Annotated in this window: 13 protein-coding genes and 1 pseudogene; 7 read left to right on the plus strand and 7 right to left on the minus strand. The window is 45.5% G+C overall.

What is annotated here, in order from left to right; all coding sequences use genetic code 11:
- The first annotated feature begins 29 nt into the window (after window positions 1-29).
- Window positions 30-1,535, plus strand: a complete 1,506-nt coding sequence (locus tag AB3N00_RS04085; protein WP_413033425.1) for an MFS transporter — start codon at window positions 30-32, stop codon at window positions 1,533-1,535.
- A 181-nt stretch (window positions 1,536-1,716) separates the two neighbouring features.
- Here the strand turns inward: AB3N00_RS04085 and AB3N00_RS04090 are convergent, their stop codons facing one another.
- On the minus strand, window positions 1,717-5,070 hold the full coding sequence (locus AB3N00_RS04090; protein WP_413033426.1) for a DUF5107 domain-containing protein: 3,354 nt from the start codon (window positions 5,068-5,070) through the stop codon (window positions 1,717-1,719).
- Window positions 5,071-5,186: 116 nt separating this feature from the next.
- A complete protein-coding gene (locus tag AB3N00_RS04095; RefSeq protein ID WP_413033427.1) occupies window positions 5,187-6,032 on the minus strand; it encodes a helix-turn-helix domain-containing protein in 846 nt (281 codons plus the stop codon).
- Between the two features lie 121 nt (window positions 6,033-6,153).
- Between AB3N00_RS04095 and AB3N00_RS04100 the strand changes: the two genes are divergently transcribed.
- The gene (locus tag AB3N00_RS04100; RefSeq protein ID WP_413033428.1) at window positions 6,154-8,514 is read left to right on the plus strand and encodes a beta-galactosidase; all 2,361 of its coding nucleotides are present in this window, start codon (window positions 6,154-6,156) and stop codon (window positions 8,512-8,514) included.
- 171 nt (window positions 8,515-8,685) lie between these two features.
- On the plus strand, window positions 8,686-9,735 hold the full coding sequence (locus tag AB3N00_RS04105; RefSeq protein WP_413033429.1) for a Gfo/Idh/MocA family protein: 1,050 nt from the start codon (window positions 8,686-8,688) through the stop codon (window positions 9,733-9,735).
- 411 nt (window positions 9,736-10,146) lie between these two features.
- On the opposite strand, the gene AB3N00_RS04110 is transcribed toward AB3N00_RS04105, so the two are convergent.
- The 3 genes and pseudogenes from AB3N00_RS04110 to AB3N00_RS04120 form a co-directional block, all read right to left on the minus strand.
- The gene (locus tag AB3N00_RS04110; RefSeq protein WP_413033430.1) at window positions 10,147-11,622 is read right to left on the minus strand and encodes a DUF4179 domain-containing protein; all 1,476 of its coding nucleotides are present in this window, start codon (window positions 11,620-11,622) and stop codon (window positions 10,147-10,149) included.
- Entirely contained in the window at window positions 11,609-12,136 is a 528-nt protein-coding gene (locus AB3N00_RS04115) for a sigma-70 family RNA polymerase sigma factor (protein WP_413033431.1), read from the minus strand. Before AB3N00_RS04115 ends, AB3N00_RS04110 begins: the two co-directional genes overlap by 14 nt.
- Before the next feature lie 157 nt (window positions 12,137-12,293).
- Window positions 12,294-14,360, minus strand: a pseudogene (locus AB3N00_RS04120) (beta-galactosidase).
- Window positions 14,361-14,540: 180 nt separating this feature from the next.
- Between AB3N00_RS04120 and AB3N00_RS04125 the strand changes: the two are divergent.
- Entirely contained in the window at window positions 14,541-15,398 is an 858-nt protein-coding gene (locus tag AB3N00_RS04125) for an AraC family transcriptional regulator (RefSeq protein ID WP_413033432.1), read from the plus strand.
- Between the two features lie 111 nt (window positions 15,399-15,509).
- Here AB3N00_RS04125 and AB3N00_RS04130 read toward each other — a convergent pair whose 3' ends face one another.
- Together AB3N00_RS04130 and AB3N00_RS04135 are read right to left on the minus strand one after the other, a co-directional pair.
- Window positions 15,510-15,743 carry a helix-turn-helix domain-containing protein gene (locus tag AB3N00_RS04130; RefSeq protein WP_413033433.1) on the minus strand — a complete coding sequence of 78 codons (234 nt, stop codon included), beginning with the start codon at window positions 15,741-15,743 and terminating at the stop codon, window positions 15,510-15,512.
- 10 nt (window positions 15,744-15,753) lie between these two features.
- Window positions 15,754-16,230, minus strand: a complete 477-nt coding sequence (locus tag AB3N00_RS04135; protein WP_413033434.1) for a DUF2975 domain-containing protein — start codon at window positions 16,228-16,230, stop codon at window positions 15,754-15,756.
- A gap of 260 nt (window positions 16,231-16,490) precedes the next feature.
- On the opposite strand from AB3N00_RS04135, the gene AB3N00_RS04140 reads away from it, so the two are divergent.
- The 3 genes from AB3N00_RS04140 (at window position 16,491) to AB3N00_RS04150 (ending at window position 18,617) form a co-directional block, all read left to right on the plus strand.
- Entirely contained in the window at window positions 16,491-17,408 is a 918-nt protein-coding gene (locus AB3N00_RS04140) for a helix-turn-helix transcriptional regulator (protein ID WP_413033435.1), read from the plus strand.
- Window positions 17,409-17,490: 82 nt separating this feature from the next.
- Window positions 17,491-18,006: a DinB family protein gene (locus AB3N00_RS04145; RefSeq protein ID WP_413033436.1), complete on the plus strand. Its 516-nt coding sequence runs from the start codon at window positions 17,491-17,493 to the stop codon at window positions 18,004-18,006.
- A 41-nt stretch (window positions 18,007-18,047) separates the two neighbouring features.
- On the plus strand, window positions 18,048-18,617 hold the full coding sequence (locus tag AB3N00_RS04150; RefSeq protein ID WP_413033437.1) for a YdeI/OmpD-associated family protein: 570 nt from the start codon (window positions 18,048-18,050) through the stop codon (window positions 18,615-18,617).
- Window positions 18,618-18,621 lie beyond the last annotated feature (4 nt).

Below are 18,621 nucleotides of genomic sequence, written 5' to 3' on the forward strand. Positions count from 1 at the left end.
AACATTAAATCATATCATCGGAGGGCAACATGTCGAAATTCAAACGTTGGATGGTTCTTGCTATTGTATCAAGCGCGCTTTTACTCATTGTCATGGATATGACCATCCTTTATACTGCGCTACCCAGCTTAACTCATGATCTAGGTGCTACAGCTTCAGAGAAGCTATGGATTTTGAACGGATACTCTCTGGTCATGGCAGGACTGCTTCCTGCAATGGGAACGCTAGGAGACCGACTGGGTCACAAAAAGATATTTACACTGGGATTGCTGGTATTCTCCGCAGCCTCTGTAGTAGCATCATTTTCACCCGTGCCGGCGGTACTGGTTATGAGCAGGGTTCTTCTCGCGGTCGGCGCCTCAATGATGATGCCCGCAACGTTATCCATTATCAGATTAACCTTCACGAATGAACGGGAGCTTGCACTGGCCATTGGCATTTGGGGTTCAATCGCATCAGGTGGCGCAGGACTGGGTCCGATTGTTGGCGGGCTTCTGCTTCAACATTTCTGGTGGGGTTCGGTATTTCTTATTAATCTTCCCATTGCCATTGTCGCGCTAGGAATTGCTATAAAACTGGTTCCTGACCATCAAGGGGACCCGTCGAAGAAATGGGATTTTACCAGTTCAATTCAGATTATGATTGCCATGGTAGGAATCATATACTCCATCAAGGAATTTACGAGACGTGAAGGATCTCTGGAACTGGCTTTCATTGGTGGGATTATAGGTCTGATAGCTCTATTTATTTTTATTCGTCGTCAGATCAACAGTTCGAGTCCCCTTCTGGATCTGTCTTTATTTAAGATCACCAGATTCAGCACAGGGTTTATTACAGCACTTGTGGGTCTGTTTGCGCAGATGGGTGTGCAATATATGGTCACACAGCGTCTCCAGCTCGTGGACGGCATGTCCCCGCTTCAAGCTGGATTATTCACCGTAGCCATACCTGTAGCGGCTCTTGTTGCCGGGCCTGTTACGGGAGTCCTCATGCATCGTATGGACGTTGTTGGTATCAAGAGCATATCCCTTCTCATCGCCGGCGCGGGTATGGGAATTTATCTGATGCAGTTCAATGCTGGTTTTGCTGGACAAATTTTAGGATTGACACTACTCGGTGCGGGACTTGGATCAGGAATGACAGCTGCGTCCCATTCCATTATGAGTTACGTTCCCCCTCATAAAGCCGGTATGGCTGCATCGATTGAAGAAGTCGGTTATGAACTGGGTGGGGCATCAGGAATAGCCATTATCGGAAGTGTATCAACGCTTGTTTATACTCTTGCCATGAAGATTCCAGCAGGAATGAATGCACCTGAACAGGTGAAGGACAGCTTAGACGAAGCACTTTTGGCTGCAGAGCAGCTCCCCCTTGAACATGCGTATACACTCAAAAAAGCTGCATTTGAAGCGTTTAACCAATCCTTTTTTGTTGTAATTGCCGGCGTCTCTGCATTTTTAATCATTGCAGGTCTGTTCATGGGCCTGGTGGCCTTTCGTTTGAATCAGATGAAGAGAAACAACTTAGAAACGTAATTTCTCAAGAGAATATAAGGAGGTGGTTTCTTATGTGGTTTGCAATCATCGTCGGAAGCGTAATCATTGTGGGGATCATCACTATTTTCATGATTGTCAGGAAACTTTCAGAAGATGGCCATTAAGCCGATTAACAAACCAAAGGAACTGCGACATCGCAGCTCCTTTGGTTTTGCCCTATTTAACACATCCCCTTATGAATCCTTGCTCCTTGGTGATTCGGCTCCAATTGCAGCGTTTCTTCAAATCGTGCTTTCGCTTCAGCTGCTTTTCCTAGGCCTAACAAACCCAAGCCCAGCATGAACAGGCAGTGAATTCGATTGCGTTTGTTTAAATCATCCTCAAACACGAGAAAATCAGGTAATGATACGGCAAAATAATCTATTTTTACGTCATCAAACAGGTGTCTCTCTGCAAAATCAATCAGCTTGTTAAAGCGGCGTTTGGCTTCTTTCTCATTGTTTAATTGCAACCAAGCCAAGCCTTGATAGAAAATCATCTCTGGAGGCTGATCGTTATAATACATGGCGCTGGCTGGCTCCTCCAAACCTTGAGAAGCAACTGTCCAGTGGTATACTGCTTCTTCATTCTGGCCTAATCCGTTCAATGCATGGCCAAGCTCGTAGTGAACGTTATTCTCCTGAGCACCGTCCAGCTTGCCCTCGCCCAAATTCTCGGGATAATGGAGCGCACGTTTTAATAACGAAGCAGCTTCCTGGAACTTCCCTTGCTGATTGGCTTGTCTGCCGAGCTCCACAAGTGCAAGCACATATTGTCCCGTAACTTTGCCTTCTCCACCCTCCCAAGGATGAAATTGACGCTGCAGCAGAGCTGATAACGCTTCTTCGTGCTGACCGAGCATGTTGAGCAAGGACACATATTCGAGGTAAAGGTCATCCCGATGATGTGTGAGCTGCATGTGCTGCTGAAGCTGTGCCATTCGCTCCGGAGCGGAAACCCCCACCTTTTTGTGCAGCTGATCCAACTCATAGAATACACGGGCATCTGCCGAATTGCATTGAAAAGCCTTTTCAAGCGAAGACAGTGCGGCCGTTGAATCATTCCGTTTATTATAATAAGCCAGGGCAAGATTACGATGTGCCGTTGCAAAGCGATCATCTAATTCCACGGATCGTTCCCAATGATGAATGGCGTCTTCCGCACGCTTTTTGTCATAATACAGGTTGCCCAGATAGTAATGAGCCTTGCTGTCCAGCGGATGCGCAGCAATCGCATGTTCCAACACTTGCAGTTCGAACAGACTGTTCGGAAAACAACAGTCGGATGAGGCGGTTTGAGCCAACTGGCGCTCCCGGGCTGCTTCTTCCGGACAATCCATTTTGTCATACACGTAAGCGAGTGAATAATGCACCATCGGATAGGTGTGATTGCCGTGTGCCAAACGAATCTGCACCAGTACGTCTTTCGCCTCCTCGAACATGCCGCTTTCAGCATAATCCGATGCCAGATTCAAATAATTGTGCACATCGTTTCTCATGAATTTTTCAAGAGTTGTTCGTGTCTCCCTTGCCTCCTCATGACGTCCTAACAAATTCAAGGCGAGGGCTTTCTCGTACGCTGCTCCAAAATCCCCAATATCCAGCTTCAACGTCTTCTCCGCAAACAGAGCCGCTTCCGCATATCGTCCAAGCTTGCGCAGAACCGCAGTTTTCAGGAGTCTCGACTTGTAGTTTCTAACGTTCCGCACCAAAGCTCTGTCTACAAGTTCCAATGCGTCAGCATAGTCCCCTCGTTCACAGGCAATTTGGCTTAATGCATAGTAACCGCTGTCCTGATAAGCGGCAGACCATACCGCCTTATAAAACGCTGCGTACGCTTCATCGTTTCGCGCCTGCAGCCTGAGTGCCATCCCGAGTTGATAGTAGGCTTCGCTGTCGTACGGATTCGGGTTACGCCAGGTCAACGAATCTATTGCTGTCCGAAAATGTTCTTCCGCCTGCTTGAACCATCCCCTGCGGAGCAGCAACGTACCATAAGCAACATTCAGCCGAATGTCGGAGGCATCCCTTCTCAATCCTTCCTCATAATAATCCTCAGGTTCAAAGGTAGCATGCCGATACTGTTCCAGGTGTAAACCTGCCAGATACAGCTGCTCCGTACTCTTAATCTCCTTCGGAAGAGGAAGCGGTTTGGCTGGATCGGGAACTTGTTCAATACGAGGTTTTGCCGGACGATAGGATATCAGATGATGGCCATTCGCATCCTGAATGGTTACGAATAAATCATGTGGCTGGTCTTCTTCGTCTAACGTAACAACTGTTTTATAGGTCAGTTCCGGTGAGAGCGTCGCTGTATCTTTCAAATAGGTCCTCTTCCGGCCCTTCAACTGAACGATTGCCCCCCCGAACAAGGATGTGGCATAGGCCATTACAGTCGCAGTGCGAAGCGATTCGTCCACCTCCAGATTCACCGCTGCATCGATCGATGCATTTTTCACGACTCCAATATTTTTGTATGGCATGAAATACTGTGTAAACGATTTTTCCTCGTACGGCTGAAGCCAAGTGAAGTCTGGTTGGTTGTCCGTGAATACGCCTGTCATCAATTCGATATATGGCCCGTCCTCATCGGTCAAACTGCGATCCCACGCTTGCCCAAATTCCCCATTGCCCCACGTCCATTGTTTCTTCCCCGGGGACACATGATGGTTCGCTACGTGAAGCAGCCCTGCTTGAACGCCATGATCGTATCCTCCAACGAAATTGTAATCTGATTTATAGGCCATATATGACGTGGGCACAGGTATATTTTTGTATCGAGAAATGTCTACGCCTTCCGAATAATCCATTTTATAATAGGTTCCCGTTGCAATGGGAAATCTCGACACATCGCGCTTGCCGTGGTCGAACACTGCCGTGACGTCAGGCGGAAATACCGTTTGAGTGTGGTCATTGACCGCAACAGCCGGATTGGCCCACCACAGGAACGTTTGCGGCTCCGAAGTCCGGTTATACATCTGTGCCTTAATTTCAAGGTAGGCTTTTCCCGGAAGCAGCGTGAATCCTGTTGTTACCTTTGTTCCGTACATTCGGTCGATCTCACTGACCCATACGGTGGCGCTGCCGTCCTCATTCTCGGTTAAGGCATGCTCTACGGGACCAAAAGTGTTTGGACGATGGTGCTGCGGCCAGTTAAATTCTATACCGCCCGAAATCCAAGGTCCAGCAAGGCCTACAAGCGCAGGTTTAATAACACGGTTATAGTAAACAAAGTCATAATTGTTCGTTTTGTCCAATGCCCGGTAGATACGGCCACCGATTTCGGGCATGATTTCAATTCTCACATATTCATTCTCGAGTATGGTCATGCGATAGGACTTCATTTCCTTTTCGTCCATGATTTTATCGATTACAGGATGCGGATAGACGCGTCCCGACGAGCCCTGGTAGACACGCTTCTCCAGAAACATAGGATTTTTGTCAGGCTCTCCGGTGCCATAGGTAGGAATCTCAACATGTTCCTCCCAGACGCGAACAGCATTTGAAACGGGTAAAGTTGACTCTCTCGTGCTCATTAATCTTTTCCTCCTCATGTGAACTGTCGGTGTATCCATAGTAAGAAAAATGAACAGCGAAGGGCCATTCAATATCCTCTGAATTTCATGGACTATATGGGGACACACCTCACCGATCACTGTTGAGGGCTATTTTTTCGTTTTCGGAACGCAGACGGCGTCTCACCGAATGCTTCGCGGAACTTTCTTGTAAAATGAATGCCGCAGTCGAATCCAACATCCGTCGCGATTTCGGCAATTTGCCGATTGGTGCCGTTCAGGAGCTGCGCCGCCTTTTCCAATCTGAACTTATGAACTGTATTCAGGATCGTGTCACCCACCTGCTCCTTAAACAGATGAGACAGGCGTGACGTGGATAAACAACATCGGCTCGCCAGCTCGGGTATGCTTACTTTCTGGGCTGGGTACATCTGCAAATGTCGCATCATCTCCGCAATTCTGGGATCCATTGTCGCCGGAACATCTGGAGGAAACGTCTGTTGAATGCGAATCAACGTCTCTTCCAGGGCAAGCTCAGCTAATCGGCGATGGAGTTCGGAACTTCCTTCCGAACGTCCGTGACGCACCAGCCTTTGAAGAGCATTATGCACATCATGCTGCAGCTCTTCTGAAGCGATCTGCTGAAAGAAGAAACGATCGGACATTTCAGGCAGTTTCAACCACGTACTCCAGTTGGGGTCGGGAATGAAATGAACCCATATAAATTCCCAATGCTCCTGCTTCGTTTCATAATGATGTGGAAGTCCCGGCAAGAGGATGGCTACATCCCCAGACGTACAGGAGATTGAATTTTTACCATGCTGTATCACGCCTTCACCAGAAAGCGTATACATCAATAACCAGTCAATACTCCCGGACGGACGATGAATCTCGTATCCCTTCTTTTCCTCATAGTGTCCTGCGATTAATATCCCAAAAGGCCGGGTTTCATGTATAGCATAATCCGCATGTTTTTCAGCCATTATCACACTACCTCGCCATATCGTATTCCGTATAAAATGTAGCTATATTGATACTTCTTGTATTTGCTATAAACAGTAGAATTCATCGTAAAGAACATATCACAAGGAGGGTATTCCAACAATGATTCAGGTATCTAAATTATCTTTAAAAAACGTAGGTGACAAGGAAATCTATCCAGGAAAATTGGGTGAGAATGGCGGAGCAAACCCACAAGGTGAATCCTTTGGATTTACGAATTATTATATGACGCGTAACGGGGAGCCCTTCATCCCTATTGTCGGTGAATTTCACTTCTCCAGATTTTCATATTTACATTGGGAAGAAGAACTTCTCAAGATGAAAGCTGGAGGGATTCACATTGTCGCAACGTATGTATTCTGGAATTTTCATGAGGAAGAAGAAGGGATTTTTGAATGGGGCGGTCGTCGAAACCTTCGCCACTTTATCGATCTGTGCGCCAAGCTCGATTTCCCCCTAATGCTTCGCATCGGTCCATTCTGCCACGGCGAAGTTCGCAATGGTGGAATTCCGGATTGGGTACTCTCTAAGCCGATCGAGATCCGCTCCAATGATCCCGAATATCTGAAACTCGCCCGCAGACTCTACCGGGAGATTGCCGTTCAGATGAAAGGCAGCCTGTATCAGGATGGAGGACCCGTTATTGCAGTGCAGCTTGAAAATGAGTTCATGCACGCCGGGGCGCCCAATGATGCCTGGGGTTACAAAACAGGCAAGTTTCTGTCTTCCGGTACGGGCGGCACAGCTCACCTCGCCGAGTTGCGTCGCATTGCGGAGGATGCCGGCATTCGTCCTCTATTCTTCACGGCTACCGCTTGGGGCGGTGCAGCCGTTCCGGAAGAAGGTTTTTTGCCCATGCTGGCAGGTTACGCCTACACGTCTTGGATACCAGCCCAGCCACCAAGCACGGAATTTTTGTATCGCGATCTTCATGATACACCAGCGGAACCCGTTCATTTTGATGTGCCCGAATACCCCGTTGCATATTGCGAGATGGCCGGCGGCATGCAGGTCAGTTATAATGTGAGGCCGTACGTTCCGGAGAACAGCATTGAGGCCATGACTCTTGTCAAGCTGGCCAGCGGCAGCAATCTGCTCGGTTATTACATGTACCATGGCGGCTCCAATCCTGTCGGCAAGAAGGGTTACCTGAATGAGCAATTCCTGCCGAAAATCACGTATGACTATCAGTCTCCCTTGGGTGAATTCGGCAGAGTCGGTGCATCCTATGACCGCATCCGCGCGATTTCTATATTCCTTGAATCCTTCGGATCGATTCTTGCGCCGATGAAGACGGTACTGCCTAAGGGTCAATCCACCATAGATCCGACAGACACAGAGACATTGCGTTGGTGTGTAAGACATCATGACGGTTCCGGCTTTGTTTTCTTGAATAATTTTCAGGACCAAGTCAACCTGCCCAGCCGTAAGATCCGAATCGAATTGGAAACCATTAAGGGTCTTGTTGCGTTCCCGGCTGAAGGTGAACTTGAGCTCCCTGGCGGAATCGGGCTGATGCTGCCGTTTAATCTGGAGCTTCATGGTGTGTCTCTTATCAGCGCAACGACTCCATTGTTGACGGAGATTGAAACGGGCAAAGAGAAAACGATGTTCTTCTATGCACATGAAGGAATGGCACCGGAATACGTCGTATCCAAAACGAACCTGACGGATGTGCACGCTGGAGAAGGCATATTAACGGACAAAGGTTCTTATTACGTGATCCAGCCGAGCGTAAACAAGCTTGATTCAGTCCACTTCCGTACAACCGATGACCGAAGTGTACGGTTTGTAACGTTATCCAGAGAAGAAGCGCAGAAAGCATATACCTTCGAACTATGGGGGCAAAAAACGCTCGTGGTCAGCGATTGTCCCGTGACCTTCAGCCATCATCAGCTTGTCTGCACATCGATGGGAGCCCCCCGGTTTGATGTTTCGCTATATCCAGCACCTGCGCACGATTTACAAACAAAGAACGGAAACTCCATCCCTTGTCAAAGGAAAGGATCAGCACTCTTCGCTACCTACACGTTGGAGCTCCCTGAATATACGCCTGACGTGCTGGTTACGAAGCCTGCGGAGAAATCGGCTCTCCTGCAGTTTGCGGGAGAATGGCCCTCTCATGTTCATGATGTGTGGCTCGAGGTAGATTATGAAGGTGATGTCGCTGAAGCCTTCCTGAATGGCCGGCTTATTACGGATCACGTTTATTATGGGAAGACTTGGTCCATCGGCCTGAAGGAATTCTACACGCAGCTTGAATCCTCTACCCTGCACTTATCGATCACGCCACAGCGCCGGGGAACGGTCCATACTTTTGTCAATCAGGCGCAAATTGAGCGCTTCGAAGGTGTCGAGATTGCCGAGTTCCACCGCATTGAGGCCATCCCGCAATATCAGGTTGCCTTGTATCCTGTCAAAACTCCAGCTGCGGTTGAACATTCCCCTGTTCCACTCTCATAAAAAACAGCCCTGAAATCGTTCGATTGGAGCGATCTCAGGGCTATTCTGTTCGTTGCCATTGCTACATCATATTCTATTGTTGAAAATAGTTAGCTCCATGGTATCCTTGAGTAGAAAATACAGGCAGGACATTTATCAATAATACGAATAATGAAAAAGGAGGAGATTCATTTGATACAACCGATTTGTTTTGGAATTATAGGTTTCGGTTGGAGAGCGGAAGCTTATTTGCGAATTGCGAAGCAGCTCCCCCATCTGTTCCGAATCAGCGGCATAGTCGTTCGAAATCCGGCCAAGTACCAGGAAGCTGCCGATCAATGGGGTGTAACACTTTACGAGTCGCCAAATGAAGTGGCCCGTCATAGTGATTTTCTTTTGGTTGCTGTTTCCAAAACTTCCGTACCCGCCGTTCTTGAAGAACTTGCTTTACTGCACGTTCCCCTTCTGGTTGAAACGCCTCCGGCTTTCGATGAAGAAAGCTTGGCGTTAATGTCCAAGTTTGCCGAGGCAAACGCACATATTCAAATCGCAGAACAATATCCACTTCAGCCGCATCATATGGCTCGTATGGCTCTTATTCGTTCTGGAAAACTGGGTCAGGTTCATCATGTTCAGGCGTCATCAGGGCATGGCTATCATGGAATCAGTCTCATTCGTAACTGGTTATCGATATCGGATATCAGCTGCGAAATCGTTGCCCGCCGCTTCGAACTTCCGATTCTGGAAGTCCCCTACCGTGGTCGACAAGTTCAGGATCAGATCGAGAACGAAGTACAAGATATCGCCATGCTGACGTTCCAGAACGGCAAGAGTGCTTTGCTCGACTTTACTCGGTCTCAATACTTTTCACCCCTTCGTCAAAACCGGGTCCTGATTCGTGGTTCCCATGGAGAGATACGGGATAACGAAGTTACAATCAGCGTGGGTGCTGAAGCGTTTGATACATACTCGATCCATCGAATTCAGAGCGGTATGGAAGGAAGCCTCGGGCCGCTGTCATTACGTGAGCTTCGTGCTGGGCAACAGTGCCTTTACCGTAATCCCTTCTCTTCTGCCCCATTTTCCGATGAAGAGCTGGCCATGGCTGAAATTTTAACACGAATGTCGACTTATGTGAGAGAGAATATCCCTTTTTATTCCCTGACAGAAGCTCTTAACGATGTACGTTTGTCCCTTGCCATTGAGAAGTCAATCGCAACTCAAGCCCCTGTATGGGTATGAGATAATGACTTGGAAATCTCTACTAACTTCTCTATTAAATTTTAATGAAATGAATGCAAGAAAGGTGTATTTTAATGTTTGCCATGATAGCCACAGGTTCACTTCTGCTTTTTGCTGGAATAGGGTATGTCATATATCTCGTATCCAAACATTCCAAAGACCCAGATCGGTCGTCGGCTCGAGTCATAAGATTTGTCTTAGCACTATCCGCTATAGTCCTGTTTGTTCAAGACTACATATTCAAAGAAGTACATTCTAATTCAATCATGATTTTATTTTTTATTGTCGTTTTAATAATCACCAGTTCATTGTTTATCAAGAATGAAGAGAAGAACAATTAATGATCTTGTATAGAGCCTATTTAAAAAAACGAACTTACTCCCTGACAGGAATAAGTTCGTTCGTTTTTGACTACTCATTTAAAGTTACGGACCAGTTAGGGTCGTTATATCGTTTATCAACTACTTCCCTTTCCAGAATGAGCTCCTCCGGCACATGATCTAACCCTTCAATTCGGAATTTATAAGGATTGTTCATGATACGATCTCCCATGCTGATATAACCTTCTTTCCAACCATCGGGCAGACTACTTTCCAGCCCTGATACCCCTCTCATACTCACATTATACTGCTTACTTGCCGAATCATATGCTTTCCATACCTCATAACTAATTTCATTATCCATTTTCCCATAGAATAAGACAGCCAGTTCATCTGTTTTGTCTCCTCTTTGCGATTTCTCCATCGAAGTCCCAATCAGTTCGAATCTATCTTTTAAGATCGTAAAATCTTTGGGCTCTGATAACTCCGCAGGTCTAAAAGAAAACTTACTTCCATCCACTTCAGCAATAGAGTATCCGTCCAATACAAAACGGTAAGGTTCATTCTCAGGAAGATACTTAAAAGTGTAACTCCAACGCATTTTCCCATCTCCAATCACGGTATAATCAGATGTCATCAGGCTGTTCATGTAACCGGATTTTCTGGGGTTTACTGAATGTATCTCCTCGTTATCCAAGGTTTCAAAGTGAAAGCTCAACATTTGTTTTTCCCACAAATCACCGGGGGATCTTGCCATTGCTGCATCATCTAATTCGGTCTCCAATTCGAACCGTACTCCCTGTACCATTCGTGTGATCCTTTTTAAATTGACAGTCATTCCATGTGGTGTTGTATAAGTTCCAGAGAGTTCCTCAACTCGGGTCTTGCTATTTGCCTCTTTCATATCCAGGTCAAAGCTGAAATTCCAATTTCCTTCTATGGAAGGTACATTTCTGTTTCCAAGCGTATTAATATTCCCCTCGATCGTAATCTTGTCCGTCTGCAGCGGCTCACTAAAAAATTCGACCATATAATAAAAATCATTAGTATATCCCATATCATACATGCTGCCCACTATGTTTCCTTTATCATCTTTAATCGTTATGTTGTTTGGTTCTCCAAGAATAAGCATTTCACGTTCATGCTTTCCCTTTTTATCAAAAAGCTGAAGTGCAACTGTCACTCGCGTAGGATCTGCTACAGCTTCCTCAATGACAAGCGTATAACCTTTGTCCTTCACCTTAATATGTGGATTATGCACCAATCCCAGTTCCTGCGCTCGAAGAAGCCCGATATCCAGGTTGTCCTTGGCAAACAAAGATCGGATCATTTCAGCAAACGTTGGTACGGTATAGATCGTAACTGCCCCTATGGCAAAAAAGAGTGCTATTGCTGCGGCAGCCCATCTCCACTGTTTAAAGTACGATTTCTTTTTCGTCTTTGGCTCAGAAAGTGAAGAAAGAGCGTTCTCCACCGCTAATTGGACTGTATCAGGGAGGACCACGTCTTGTGTTTTTGGCTTAAGAAATTGTTTTATCTGGTGATCAACTGGATCATGATAACTCATATTTGTCTTCTCCTTCCCCTAATACGAGCTTGGATAGCTGCTTTCTTGCCCTGAACAAACGTGACTTTACAGTACCTTCCGAAACTTCGAGCACGTTGGAAATGTCCTTGACCGACATATCCTCGATATAAAATAACGTGACGATGGTTTGAAGCTGTACATCCAGTTCGTCGATCACCTCAAACAGCTCAATTTTTTCGTACTCATCCTTATAGGATGTCTTTCTTAAATCGTAAGGAATGAGGGATACCCGCTTCTTTTTTCTATTGATCTGATTGCACTCGTTAATCAATATCCGAATAATCCATGTTTTAAAATAAGCAGGCTCTTTCAGTGTATGTACATTAGAGAATGCTTTGGCAATGGTCTCCTGCATCGCATCTGCACAATCTTCGTTGTTCTTTACAATTGATCTTGCTATAACAAAGAGGCTCTGCTGTATCGCTCGTACTAATAACACAAATGCTTCCTTGTCCCCTTTTCTCGCAAGTTCTGCTTTCTCAGTCAAATCCACGAAGATCTCCCCTCCTTCTCAAACTATTTATTCATTAGATACTCAAAGACTTCATTTGGTTCACAAAAGAATTCAAATATTTTCCCGGTAAACTATACCTTCCTTATTATCCAACTAAAAAACAGCCGAACATAGGAAGTCCGGCTGTTTTCTTATATCACTTATCTATCTCAAAAATGAAAACACCATATGCAGACATTTTGATCTCATTCTTATAGGATGTTCCCGACAGCAGCTCTTTGGCTTCCTTCTTGAGCTTGATAGCTACCTGTTGGTCCGAGAAGTTAAGTAAAAATAAATATGCCTTATCGTTCGATGAACGGATACCAAGTTCAACTTCGGATGGTACCTCCACCAAGTCATCCACAGGTGAAGTTAGCCCTATTTCGTCCATGATTGCATCAACGACCGGTTCATTGTAGGCGGCCCCATAATACCACACTTCTCCTTGACCTACGGGACGTTTGGTCATAGCTGGACTACCTGCATAGTACTCTGAAGCATACTCGGCTACGACCTGCACTTCGGGATTCTCCACCTGAAGAACCTCATTGAATCCGACCGTTTGCGCTCCCGCTTTCAGTTGCTCACTTTTGCCTTTCCACTGCAGTTCGGCTGCGGAAACGGTTCCTTTGACTAAGGTAAAATCCTCCACGGTCACTCCGCATAACTCTGCAACCGCTCCTGGAAACGGTCTCATATAACAATGTCCCTTGAGATCCTTATATCCGGTCCGGGCACCGAACAACAGGGTTCCACCTTGACTGACGTACGTTTGCAGAAGTTCTGCGGTTTCGTCTGTCATAATTGCCGGGTGAGCGTAGATGATTACCTTATATTTGGACAGGTCTTCCAGAACGGTTGATGATCGCAGTGTAACAATATCCGTGGGAATATGGCGATATTGCAGCTGCTTATACCAAGCACGAGTGCTCTGTTGGTGCAGCGGACCATGCCACTCGTCCTACTCACCATCCCACATATTATCGTAATCCTGTAGGATGGCAACGTCCGCTTGATAAATTGCACCCGCAATAACGCGCCCTATTCTGGCAAACTCTTCACCCACCTGTGCAACTTCGCGTACTCTTCTGTTGGGTTGATTGTGGTAATCATTGATGCCGTGCCAGTACAACTCGGTTCCAAACGTCGCCGTCCGCCAGCGGAAGTATACGAGCAGGTCTGTTCCATGAAGAACGGATTGATATGACCATAATCGGATCTGACCGGGTCGTGGAGTACCCATGCCGATACTGTCGACCCAACCGCCAGGCCCTGACTGTTGTTCCATTACACAAAAATTCGGGGACATGTTACGTACATTGGACAATTTCATACTCCATGCCCGGTCTTGGAGTGAATGATCATCCGCTCCAGGAAATATCGTTGCAAACTGCGGATAGGAATCATAGGAAAAGAAATCCAGGAGATGATCCGTCATTTCATGATTATCTAAATGTCCGAACGTACCGTTTGTCGTGATCCAATGCTGCGGATCCAATTCACGAATGATATCCACTTGAAGCTTGGCAAACGAAATGGTATTCGCCGATATGAATCTCTTTTCATCCAATGCCAAGTGAGGATTTGGTGATTGATTAACCATGTTCCGTGTAAGATAAATTTGTTCCCATTCGGTATAGGTCTGACTCCAAAATACGGTTCCCCAAGCTTGGTTCAAGTTTTCTAACGTGTTATAACGACCCTTCAGCCACTCGCGAAACGCGGTATGATCTGCCTCCGCATAGAAAACATCCATATGACAATTGAGTTCGTTATCGATCTGCCAGCCAATGACAGCCGGATGATCTTTATATGCGTTCACCATATTCCTTACGATTTTTTCACATTTTTGCCTATAGATTGGGCTGCTGTAGTTATTGTGACGTCGCATGCCGTGCCGATATAATACACCGTCCTTATTGGCATTCAAAACTTCAGGATACTTTTCAGTCAGCCACGCTGGTGGAGTAGCCGTCGGTGTTCCCAGAATGACGCTCAAGCCGTATTGATGTGCCAGATCCAAAGCCCGCCCAAAAAAGCTAAAATCGAACTGGTCTTCCTGCGGTTCAAAGATGGACCAAGCGAATTCGGCCATCCGAATAACTGTAATATTCATCTCTCGCATTCTTCGGAAATCGTCCTCCCACAACTGCTCCGACCAATGCTCAGGGTAATAACAGACACCCATTTTCAATTCATCCATTTGGATTGATTTCGCCAACTTTATTGCCCCCTTAACGTGCCATACTGCCTCCATTCTATGGGATACTTCACGTATAATAAATGACAAGATTATGCGACTTATAATAAAATATTGTCATCAATCATCGTTCGAACTACGATTCCTTAAGTTCTTTACTGTTGATTACATAAAAATATTGCGTTCAAATGGAGGCTGCACGTGAAAGAACACATCTTTCTCCCGAAACCGGTTTTCCCGAGACATGTTTGCTTTCCCGATTTTGTTGGAGGTTACAGTGACTTTCCGAAGCATAGTGTGAATCGGGAATATCGGAGCAAAGAAATTAATTTGGATCAATGCTACAATTTGCACTTGGTACTTGGCGGTAAAGGATTCCTGCATACACCAACCAATAGTTATGAGTTAACACGTGGACAGGGATTCCTCTACGGCCCCGGTCTTAGACAAACGTATCATTCGGACTCCGATGATCCGTGGAGTATTCGTTGGGTTCACTTTTACGGAATTCGTCTCGAAGAATTGCTGAATGGAAAAGGAATTGACGAGCCATGGCTGTTTCAATGTTCCAACTTCCCACTTGTTACAGCGCTGATGGATAGATTACTTCAGTTAGGAAGGGAATATCAAGTTGAGGATGAGCACAGTATTGCAGCAACGTTATATGAACTGTTGACAACATTACAATCCGCAGCGAACCAAATTAATGTGCCTGTGAATCAAACCGCCGAGCGAATACGTGAGGCCGCAAACTACGTTCGTTCGCATAGCAATGAGCACATCACGCTTGAGCAGGCTGCTGGAATTGCCGGGTACAGTACACCCTACTTCAGCCGCAAATTCAGTCAGACGTTTGGAATGCCTTTTCCGGAATTCCTAATGGAATCCAGGCTATTGCATGCGAAGCATCTGTTAGCTACAACCAACCTATCCATTAAGCAAATTACGCTGGAGACCGGATTTTCCCAATCGAGTTACTTCATCCGGTGTTTTAGGAGTCAAGAAAACCTAACACCTTTGCAATTCAGAAATATTCACAATCATACTGTAGGCAGATAAATACTCTGGTTGTTTGAAAGTTTGCAGATGTTCCTCAATACAGAGCGCACAAGAAGACCCTACACATCTAGTGTAGAGTCTTCTTCTCTTGTTCTCATGTTTTGTTTCCGGTCACGGGTGATTAACCGTGTCTTCATCTTCGTCAGCTCTATATTCCAAAATATCTCCAGGCTGACATTCCAGCGCTTTGCAGATTGCGTCCAAAGTTGATAGTCGAATGGCTTTTGCCTTTCCGTTTTTCAATATTGAAATATTGGCAATCGTAATTTCAACTCTCTCTGCAAGCTCGGTAACCGTCATTTTCCTCTTTGCTAACATCACATCAATATTGATTATTATGGCCATATTATTCACCTCAAACTATTAGGTCATTTTCCGATTTGATATCGATAGCTTCTTGTAATAGTCTTTGGAGAACAGCAGAGAACACTGCAATGACCAGTGAAGCAAAAATAGGAACCGTTCCGAAGATAATGAGACCTGGGGCATCATCTTTTTCGGCTACAATAAAAACAAATGGCAGCATCACGGTATACAGGCTACTGATTACAATAGCACAATATTTTATGATTTTTAAAGATCTGACAGAAATTAAAGAGAACGCTTCGTTCTTGTCGATATAGCTCAGAAGACGGAATGACTGGTACAGCGCAATGATAAACGGTATGACGGAGACATACATCATAATCACAATGGGATACAGTGAGCCGGCATAGTTTGGATTCACTGGATTATTCACTAACCAAGGTATGCCGTATATACATAAGGCAAGAATGGGAACGCCAACAAGCAAAACAGCCATTTTCAAAAAAATCGTTGAACCTCGTTTCACAAAAAGCACCTCTCTTGTTTTAAGTGATTTGAATTTATCATACAATTTATCGTTTTACAATAAAAACTTATCGAATATCATTGTTTAATTATTGTTATTCAATTCATTCTTCCTGAAACATCGTAATAAACATATCTTTATTTGTTCATCACAGTTTACTCTTGGCCTTCCATTAACAAACGATCCAGTATGGAGAAGATTTGTGATATAATAACGACCAGCTAATACGAAAAAAATGGAATATAAGGCGGGCCTTACTCATGAAATTGGAGCGATTGATCTCGATGATCTATAAGCTGCTGAACAACGAAGTTGTTTCTGCTTCCGTGCTGGCTGAAGAGTTTCAGGTATCCCAAAGAACCATTTACCGGGACATTGATGTGATCTGTGCTGCCGGCTTTCCAGTCGTATCCTATCAAGGGATGAACGGTGGATTTGGCATGATGGACGGATACAAAATGGACAAAAGCTTGCTCGGAACGTACGATGTCAATTCCCTGATTACTGTCCTGCACAGTCTCTCTACTGTGTTTGAAGACGAGCGTGCTCAGGGCACGATTGAACGATTGAAAACAGTAGGGACTGAACATCAGACTCCCAGCTTAGCGGTGAACTTGGAAACTCACCGTACCGACCACGATGCGCTCCGCCTTCTGCGTAAAGGCATTACGGAACATATCCTTGTCCGTTTCGATTACATTAACACTAAGAATGAACGTACAACCCGTGAGTTGGAACCGGTGATGCTTTATTATAAATATCGTAATTGGTACGTTTATGGATTCTGCCGAGCACGCCAGGATTATCGGGAATTCCGTTTATCCCGCATGATGAATCTGTCCCTGGCATCAGAAACATTTCAACCGCATCTTGAGGTACCGAAAGAGACTGTTTTGCCAACCAAAGAATGGCAAGATCAGGTAAGTGATGTGGTGTTTCGGGTTTCCCCAGAGGCATTGGCGGAAGCGCTGGATCACTTTCAACAGGCAGATAAGCAATTCAATGATGACGGGAGTATGACCATGCGTATTCCCGTTTATCAGCCACTCCAGGCGCGATGGCTTTGGTCCTTTCTGCTAGGTTTGGGCAGTGGGGCTGAAGTTCTAGAACCGCTTGAGCTGCGCGGAATCCTGAAAGAACAGCTTCAACATGCACTCCAGATGTACGAAGAAGTATGACACGCTGTTGTCATACTTCTTTTTTTATAATGACAACAGATTCAAAAACAAATCCATTGCAAAGCCAAAGGAGAAGATACGAATGACGAATTATCCAATTGAAATGTTTAATTACCACACATGGGCCAACCAAACCATTCTTGGCAGAATCAAGGAACTGCCCCCCTCTGTACTGAGTCAGAAAGTGAACAGCTCGTTTCCCACCATCGCTCATGCCCTTAGCCATATCCATGCTGTTGATCAGATGTGGTATCTGGTTTTATCAGGAACGGCGATGCCTGAGGCGTTCCAGGCGTGCATGCCTTTAAATTCCAAAGTACTCCTTTCCGTGGATGAGTACATCGATACCTTTGCCGAGCTATCTAAACGATACAATGAATGGTTCCAGCACCAAACCGACTTGGAGCAAACGATACTACTTGATAATCCATTCGCTGGCATCCGCGAAACGAGTCTTTCCGAAATGGTACTGCATGTGGTTAATCACGGGTCCTACCACAGGGGCAATGTTTCCACAATGCTGCGTCAATTGGGTCATGCGTCCATCATGAACGACTATTCTCTTTTTTGGTATCAGGAACCTGTGCAATCCTTCTAATCTGCAGCACATTTTGATCCAAGGAGCAGATCATATATTTAATGGAAATTCAAAATTTAATTTCGGTAAACTCAAGGGAAAATTTCAGGTCGTGGTTGCAGGCGAATTCCAGGAGTGAGCAATCCTGTTGGGTTGTAGTGAGTATGACGCCAAAACCCAATACATTGCTTTATTTGGACGTGGTAGAGGAATCCCTGTGCTTTGGTTGGATCGATGGAATTAAAAAGAAAATATCGGAAACAGAGCTCGCACAACGATTGTCACCCAGAAGCAGAAGCAGTTCGTGGACCGAATTGAATAAAGAACGTGTAAGGCGTCTTGAAAAGTTGGGGCTTATGAGGGACGAAGGAAGACGGGTGCTACCGGACATGGAGATCGACTCTTTTCGCATATTTAAGGATATTGAGATCAGGCTTAAGGAAGATAAACAAACTTATGAGAATTTCATGGCCTTCCCTTCCCTATATAGAAGAGTCCGTATCGACACAATTCAGAGCGTAAAAAATCAGCCGGAATTGTTCAAACACAGATTGGATAAATTCATTACAAACACAAGAGCAAACAAAATGATTGGTCAATGGCATGATCATGGACGCCTTCTGAATTATTAGATTT

Source organism: Paenibacillus xylanilyticus, assembly GCF_047246825.1.
GTDB classification, from domain to species: Bacteria; Bacillota; Bacilli; order Paenibacillales; family Paenibacillaceae; genus Paenibacillus; species Paenibacillus xylanilyticus_B.